Genomic DNA, 6,324 nt, shown 5'->3' on the forward strand with positions numbered 1-6,324 from the left:
CGGCAATGCCCTGAGAGAGCAGAAGAAATTAGATGCAGCAGTTGCCGCCTACGAAAAAGCAATTCAACTCAACCCCAACTATGCTACTGCTTACAGCAATCTCGGCATTGCCCTGAGAGAGCAGAAGAAATTAGATGCAGCAGTTGCCGCCTACGAAAAAGCAATTCAACTCAACCCCAACTATGCTACTGCTTACAACAATCTCGGCAATGCCCTGAGTGACCAGAAGAAATTAGATGCAGCAGTTGCAGCCTCCAAAAAAGCCCTAATATTGCCAGAAGACAATTCTGGAACTCCTGCCAGCGCTCATACTCTTGCTCATAATGGCTTGGGTTTAATGTTCCAAGAGCAAGGAAAACTAGAAGAAGCCATTGAACAGTTTGACAAGTCAGAAGAGATTGACCCCAATTATATCTATGCCAGTAACAACAATATAGAAGCAAGGCAGTTATGGAAAACGAAAGATGATACCCAAGCTAAGGGCGTAGTTGATGATCGAGAATGGTTGCCTAAGAATGATCCAACCGTACCCATTAAGCGTTCTGTAGTACGTATCACTGCCGAATTTTCTACCCGTGAACGCCAGGGAATAGAGATTGGCACTGGTGTAGTAATTAAACGAGAAGACAACCAGACATTCATCCTCACCAATCGTCATGTAATTTTTGATGGCTATGAACAGGGTAAAAATATTCAAGTTGAATTTTTCAGTTTACCACCAGAAAACCGAGTGCGAATGCGGCGAGATGCCAAGCTATTTAAAGTGACTTCCACAGACGAACAAATCGATTTAGCTGTTTTGGAAGTTAGCGCTAATCTGCCAGAAGATATCCAACCCTTACCCATCTCCTCAACTGCCATCACCCCGAAAATGCGCATTCGGATTATCGGTCATTCTGCTCAAAGGGGAGAAGATAAATCTTGGTCTATGAAATCAGGAAACATCAGCTATAACAATCAGCAATTAGAAATATCTCAAGCTGCACTCAAACCTGGTTATTCTGGCAGTCCTGTGCTTGATTCGCAAAATCAACTTTTAGGCATTGTCTTTGCACGCAAAAAAGGTGAAGAACGAGATATCGCTTATCCTATGTCTGAGATTCAAAAACAACTGTCTACCTGGAAAATTACTACTTTAAACAAGCCATGAATTATAAAATTATTCTTGCCAGCCTATTAATCCTCAGCCTCAGCCATCTTCCCGCTGCTGCTTCTTGCCCAGAAGGCAAGCCCCAATCTACCGAATATATCCACCGCAAACCACCCAGCCGCTGCGAAGGTATTAAAGAAGAACCTTTAAGCGGCAATAGCTTGAGCCTAATTTCTATTGCTACCCGCAACCTTGCCAGTTTTGGCAAAACTCTCACTCTACAAATTCCGCAAATAAATGGTGGAAAAAACCCTCAAGTAAGAGTGCAATCATTAGATGAGAAATATCACTATCAATTGGATGACTTGTTATTGTCTAAGAATGGTTCAGATTTCAGCTTTAACTGGGATACTTACGTTCTCAGGCAAGCAAAAATACCAGCAAATAAACTCCGTGCATTGGCATCCTATAGCCTTGATTCCCAACCAGTGTATGTTCCAGTCATCCTGGGGCAAACTTCTGGCAAGTATGAATTCGTCTTTTATTCTCAAGACAGAGTAAGATTTACGAATTTTGAAATCCTCCCCCAAGGTAAAAAAGCAATCTATAGCGCTTCCCAACCTAACCCGAAAAAAGATGAAACTATTTTTACCTGGGATGGACGTAACGCTCCAGCAGGGCGCTATGAATTGCACTACGTTGCTAATATTGAACGAAGAGATGAACCTAGCGATCGCATCGAAAGCCGAATTATATTTGAACATAACCCAAATTGGTTGAAATAAATCATGGCATCTCGGCAAAAAGCCAAACAAAATTTTCCCAACTTCATCAAGATTCATCAATGGTTGAATTTTCTGAAAATAAATCTAATTGCTTTGTTCGTAGTAAGCGCTTCAACGCTAAAGCGCTTACTACGAACTATTTCAAACCATCAAAAGTCATTTTTTGTCCTGCTGCTACTTTTATTTTTTACTCTTCTTATCTTTGCCGCTATTTTACCTGGTACTCATACATTTGAAGGTAATATTATTGCTCAAGAAATGAGTTTTATCTATAACGGAGAAGAATCAAAACTGTTTCTTCAAAATATTCGCGGCATCAATAAACTAGAAAATGAAGGCAGACAAACCCTAACTTTCACAGGAACTTTTAAAAGTGAAACTTGGCCAGAAATTAATAAGTTAGACTCTTTAAAAATCCAACTTAAAGACGGAGATAGTAGATGGATTATTGCGTCGGCTAATCCTAAAGACACGAGTGAAATCAGCATTGATGAACTACGGGTACAACCAAATACAAAAATAACTGGACTCAGTTATGACTTTTATCGTAATCAACTGGCTTTTTCTCTGCAACCTAACTCTAATTTAAACCAAAAAATTAACCCAAATACCTTAGACCTAGATTTAGGTGGACAACCAATCAAAGTTATAGTAGAAGGCTATGAATTACTAGATTCAAAATTCCTAAATAGACCAGATAACCAAATACCATTAGAATTTATTGTCAACCCAAATAATAAAAAAATTAACTTAGAAATAACCCAAAAAACCAGTATTGATATTACTGTAGCCAAAACTCCCAAATATGAATCAGAAGAATGGTTTAGAGGAAAGATAAAAACCAAAAATGTTCAATTTATAGATATAGATAAAACTGGTAAAGATGTTAGAGACGATTTAAAAAAATCTACTATTGTGGAAGGCAAAATCCGCATGGCAGAACAGGAACGAGATATAAAACAAAATCAGTTTCTCATGGGAGAATCCGCTAATACTCCTCTAAACATTCAAGAAATACGTAATCTGGAAATTGTCTCCAAAAAGGGCATAGAAGCCCGCTTTTCTGGGAAAACTAAAGAGATTCAAATCGGTATAGATCCAGATTTTCCAGTTTCGAGAATACAGGGTAGCTGGTTAGATGGTGTTTTACCTCGTGATGCAATTATTGCGCTGTTCTCTTTTGGGGCTGCTACGGTTGCTAATCTTTTATCTTGGTTATTTAGTAACGCTTCTAAATCAGCATCAAAACTATAGCCACAAATCGCAATAAAATGTAACATCACACCAACTAATTAGGATACAGCAACATTCTTGAGGATAGTCATCGGCCCTTGAGCTTTGAGAATCTCCATTTCTGCTGGATTCCGCACTAGCAAAGCACCAGCGAATCCTAATGAATTTACAGAGATAGATTGGAAATGCTCCTGCGATCGCGGTACAATTAATATCCATTCTCGTGTCGCTAGCAGATTGTAAGCACCCAATTGCGTTGCATCTAAACCCACAGCATGTAGCAAAGTGCGATAAAGTTGCTCTGTTGCTTGCGCCCCTGTGAATGGCGGCTGCACCCAATTGGAATTTAGTGGTGCGAAAGCGTGGACAAAAGGAAGTTTTGGTAAAGTTGTGTTCGAGTTCTGAAATTGTGCTGCCCTTAACAGAGGTTCAATAGGTATCTGTGGCCCTGAAGGTGCAAGTGGTAGCGGCAATAATTGCAAGTGCTTGTGTCGCTGACTAGCACCTGCGATTTTGCCACTGTTGTAAAATGCTAAACCATCGAAATCAGCCAAACAAGCCCACATAGCCGCAAAATCTTCCAGCGTGAGTAAGCTTTCCTGTTGCTCGAAAGCACGGGTGATAATTAGCAGGTGATAATTAACAACATTGAATTTATTTAAAATACATACATGGGTATCGGAGATATCCGTCACAAATAAATCCTCTTCATAGGGCAAAAAAGGATTAAACTCTTGACCAGAGGTAGCAGATTGTTTTACCTGTTTCTCCTTGGCGGCTTTTTTACGATTCAAGTTAGACAAAATCCGCACTAAAAAGCGCACGTTATCCTGTTCGACAAATTCAAATTCAGTCGGTATCGACAGCAACGCCCCACATTGTAAAGCATGTTCAGTCTGTTCTTTCACACTTGTCCATAAAGTGCCAGGCTTAAGTAAGATTTTACCCTGTGCCATTTGATTCCTTTTGATTTCTTCAGACATGGAGATAATACGCAAGCGGGACGTACATCTGTGCGCCCCTACGAATGACTATATTCCAATACAGTTGAGTTAAGATGCGATAAGTAAAATACCAAACCTTTCACAACAACGCAATATCCCTGCAACAAAACTGTCACAAATCATATCTACATTAGTAATACATTTAAATATCCTTCCAGACAGCAATGCAAAACGAATCTCGCGACAGAGAACACCCATCAAATAGCATTTTACATAACACTGCTGATGCTAAATACCATAATCGAGCACCCTGGAAAAAGGCTGCTGCCTCTCTATCGTTGGTGCTGCTGGGATCAGGTATGACATTGGCAGGCGGCTATATGGCTGGACATCCTCAGCAGGTGTCTGAAAGTGCATCTAATTTGGCAGTGAGTCGAGTAAATGCCGCTCCTCCATTACCAGCCGCCACAGATCCTAACTTTGTTATAGAGGTAGTAAAAAAGGTCGGGCCAGCTGTGGTGCGAATTGACTCTTCCCGAACCGTAAAAACCCAGGTACCAGATGAATTTAACGATCCATTTTTCCAACGCTTCTTTGGTTCTCAACTACCACAACAACAGAATCGCGTAGAACGGGGTACTGGTTCAGGTTTTATTATCAGTGCTGATGGTCGTATTCTCACCAATGCCCACGTAGTCGATGGTGCTGATACAGTAACAGTAACACTCAAGGATGGACGTAGCTTTAAAGGTAAGGTGCTAGGAAAAGACGAGTTGACCGATGTTGCTGTTGTCAAGATTCAGGCAGACAATCTACCGTTAGTAGCATTGGGTAACTCAGATCAACTGCAACCTGGAGAATGGGCGATCGCAATCGGTAACCCCCTTGGCCTAGATAATACAGTAACTACCGGAATCATCAGTGCTACCGGACGCAGTAGCAATCTAATCGGTGCTCCCGATAAGCGAGTAGAGTATATTCAAACCGACGCAGCTATTAATCCCGGTAACTCCGGCGGCCCGTTGCTAAATTCCCGTGGTCAGGTGATTGCGATGAATACAGCCATTATCCAGGGCGCACAAGGATTAGGTTTTGCTATTCCTATCAACACAGCACAACACGTTTCCAGTCAACTGATAGCTACAGGCAAAGTAGAACATCCTTACCTGGGAATTCAGATGGTAGGGTTAACGCCTCAGCTAAAACAAAATATAAATTCAGATCCCAATAGCGGTTTGAGTGTGAATGAAGATAAAGGTGTATTAGTTATAAAAGTTATGCCAAATTCGCCAGCTGCTAAAGCAGGAATACGTGCTGGTGATGTGATCCAAAAGCTTGGCGGACAATCAGTCACAGATGCCAGCAGTGTCCAAAAGGCAGTAGAAAATAGCCAAGTCGGGGGCGATTTACGGATGGAATTACGTCGCAATGGACAGAATCTTAACGTAGCTATACAACCTGGTGCTTTTCCCATACAACAAGTACAATAATCGCTTTCCTAAAGGGTTTTGAGCGATTTTTGAGTAGCAAATGAGTAGCCTCAAAAATCTAGGGCTTCTGACTTGGTAATATCTGGGTGACAGTAGTATATAATCACTGTCTGAACAGTATCCCCTAGCCAGTAAGCCCTTTACTCTGGTGAAGCACCATAAGCGATCGCTGAAGTCACAAATGCGATCGCCGAAATAGCAAATGCGATCGCTTTACAGAAAACTTCAAAAACAAAGTGTAGACGCTAACGGCTTGTCGTCAGACATCCTTTGTTAGTCACTGATTTGCAAGCCTAACGGGATAGTTGAGCCGCAGAATACTTTGTATCCTTATCAGGAGTTAGATTTACCTTACGCGCTTCTCCCAACAAAGAGGCAAATCAAAACAGTTTATCAAGAATGGTTTATCATGATTTCCGGTTCCAATAAATATTTTACTTGGTTCCCAATCCTCTATAACTTTTTGCATAATCTTTGTAGCTTGTGTTCTAACACTTGGACGTTTTTTAACCTCAAGACGCTCGTTATAACAATCGCCTGAGTAGTGAAGATATTTGCCTTGACATAGATGAAGATTGCTTCGGTATATGACTTTATCTCTAAAAAAAATGATGAGTGCCAATGATGGTTGGTTTGGATTAATGTAGATTGAACAAGTTGAGTCAGTAGACCAGTTTGGATCTGTCATTAATCTGACTTTTCCCGTTAAGTCTCTTTTGCAAGCTGCCAACCCTCACAGAGATCGTGTAATTTTAACCAACCTCGCCACAGTACCTGGATAC

At 41.0% G+C, this 6,324-nt stretch carries 5 protein-coding genes; 4 read left to right on the top strand and 1 reads right to left on the bottom strand.

Going from position 1 to position 6,324, the window contains the following annotated elements; translation table 11 throughout:
• The 3 genes from V7K21_RS00005 to V7K21_RS00015 form a co-directional block, all read left to right on the top strand.
• Positions 1 to 1,150, top strand: a 1,150-nt coding sequence (locus tag V7K21_RS00005; RefSeq protein ID WP_335170799.1) for a tetratricopeptide repeat protein, incomplete at its 5' end; no start/stop codon positions are given.
• Positions 1,147 to 1,875, top strand: coding sequence for a hypothetical protein (locus tag V7K21_RS00010; protein ID WP_335170800.1), 729 nt, complete (start codon positions 1,147 to 1,149; stop codon positions 1,873 to 1,875). The genes V7K21_RS00005 and V7K21_RS00010, both read left to right, overlap by 4 nt.
• A 63-nt stretch (positions 1,876 to 1,938) precedes the next feature.
• Positions 1,939 to 3,129 carry a hypothetical protein gene (locus V7K21_RS00015; RefSeq protein WP_335170801.1) on the top strand — a complete coding sequence of 397 codons (1,191 nt, stop codon included), beginning with the start codon at positions 1,939 to 1,941 and terminating at the stop codon, positions 3,127 to 3,129.
• A gap of 38 nt (positions 3,130 to 3,167) precedes the next feature.
• On the opposite strand, the gene V7K21_RS00020 is transcribed toward V7K21_RS00015, so the two are convergent.
• Positions 3,168 to 4,064: an ATP adenylyltransferase family protein gene (locus V7K21_RS00020; protein ID WP_335170804.1), complete on the bottom strand. Its 897-nt coding sequence runs from the start codon at positions 4,062 to 4,064 to the stop codon at positions 3,168 to 3,170.
• 212 nt (positions 4,065 to 4,276) lie between these two features.
• On the opposite strand from V7K21_RS00020, the gene V7K21_RS00025 reads away from it, so the two are divergent.
• A complete protein-coding gene (locus tag V7K21_RS00025) occupies positions 4,277 to 5,542 on the top strand; it encodes an HhoA/HhoB/HtrA family serine endopeptidase (RefSeq protein WP_335170803.1) in 1,266 nt (421 codons plus the stop codon).
• Positions 5,543 to 6,324: the final 782 nt, after the last annotated feature.

The sequence above is a fragment of the Nostoc sp. genome (assembly GCF_036919595.1).
In the GTDB taxonomy this organism is placed as follows: Bacteria; Cyanobacteriota; Cyanobacteriia; order Cyanobacteriales; family Nostocaceae; genus Nostoc.

Bases quoted from the DNA above. Each gene is read 5' to 3' on its own strand.
- V7K21_RS00010 (WP_335170800.1), top strand. From the start codon at position 1,147: ATGAATTATAAAATTATTCTTGCCAGCCTATTAATCCTCAGCCTCAGC.
- V7K21_RS00020 (WP_335170804.1), bottom strand. From the start codon at position 4,064: ATGGCACAGGGTAAAATCTTACTTAAGCCTGGCACTTTATGGACAAGT.
- V7K21_RS00025 (WP_335170803.1), top strand. From the start codon at position 4,277: ATGCAAAACGAATCTCGCGACAGAGAACACCCATCAAATAGCATTTTA.